Here is a 1,372-nt window from a genome sequence, read left to right on the forward strand (position 1 = left end):
CCAACCGGGCTCGAACCGGTGACCTCTTCCTTACCATGGAAGCACTCTACCTAACTGAGCTATGGAAGCAAATTAACATAAAAATGGCTCCGAAGGTAGGACTCGAACCTACGACCAACCGGTTAACAGCCGGTTGCTCTACCACTGAGCTACTTCGGAATATATCGCCTAGCGACGTCCTACTCTCACAGGGGGAGACCCCCAACTACCATCGGCGCTGAAGAGCTTAACTTCCGTGTTCGGTATGGGAACGGGTGTGACCTCTTCGCCATCATCACTAGACATTGTTTTTAAAAGAACAAGTATTATTATATCAACTCTGTGCATTTTTGCAAGTGTTTTTTTAATAAAATTTTATTCTTTCAAAACTGGATAAAGGACATCAGAAACAAACAAATTGGTTAAGTCCTCGATCGATTAGTATTCGTCAGCTGCACATGTCGCCATGCTTCCACCCCGAACCTATCTACCTCATCGTCTTTGAGGGATCTTACTTACTTGCGTAAAGGGAAATCTCATCTTGAGGGGGGCTTCGTGCTTAGATGCTTTCAGCACTTATCCCGTCCACACATAGCTACCCAGCGATGCCTTTGGCAAGACAACTGGTACACCAGCGGTGTGTCCATCCCGGTCCTCTCGTACTAAGGACAGCTCCTCTCAAATTTCCTACGCCCACGACGGATAGGGACCGAACTGTCTCACGACGTTCTGAACCCAGCTCGCGTACCGCTTTAATGGGCGAACAGCCCAACCCTTGGGACCGACTACAGCCCCAGGATGCGATGAGCCGACATCGAGGTGCCAAACCTCCCCGTCGATGTGGACTCTTGGGGGAGATAAGCCTGTTATCCCCGGGGTAGCTTTTATCCGTTGAGCGATGGCCCTTCCATGCGGAACCACCGGATCACTAAGCCCGTCTTTCGACCCTGCTCGACTTGTAGGTCTCGCAGTCAAGCTCCCTTCTGCCTTTACACTCTTCGAATGATTTCCAACCATTCTGAGGGAACCTTTGGGCGCCTCCGTTACACTTTGGGAGGCGACCGCCCCAGTCAAACTGCCCGCCTGACACTGTCTCCTGCCCGGGTCACGGGCATGGGTTAGAATTTCAATACAACCAGGGTAGTATCCCACCGACGCCTCCTCCGAAGCTGGCGCTCCGGGCTCTAAGGCTCCTACCTATCCTGTACAAGTTGCACCAAAATTCAATATCAAGCTACAGTAAAGCTCCACGGGGTCTTTCCGTCCTGTCGCGGGTAACCTGCATCTTCACAGGTACTATAATTTCACCGAGTCTCTCGTTGAGACAGTGCCCAGATCGTTACGCCTTTCGTGCGGGTCGGAACTTACCCGACAAGGAATTTCGCTACCTTAG

At 51.3% G+C, this 1,372-nt stretch carries 1 tRNA gene and 2 rRNA genes; all 3 read right to left on the reverse strand.

Going from position 1 to position 1,372, the window contains the following annotated elements:
• Nucleotides 1-84: 84 nt before the first annotated feature.
• Nucleotides 85-159: transfer RNA gene (locus AC3YOG_RS20625), tRNA-Asn, on the reverse strand.
• Between the two features lie 7 nt (nucleotides 160-166).
• Nucleotides 167-282: ribosomal RNA gene (gene rrf / locus AC3YOG_RS20630) — 5S ribosomal RNA — on the reverse strand.
• Nucleotides 283-397: 115 nt separating this feature from the next.
• A 23S ribosomal RNA gene (locus tag AC3YOG_RS20635) occupies nucleotides 398-1,372 on the reverse strand; the annotation flags it as partial.

The sequence above is a fragment of the Devosia sp. Z6_126 genome, assembly GCF_058133495.1.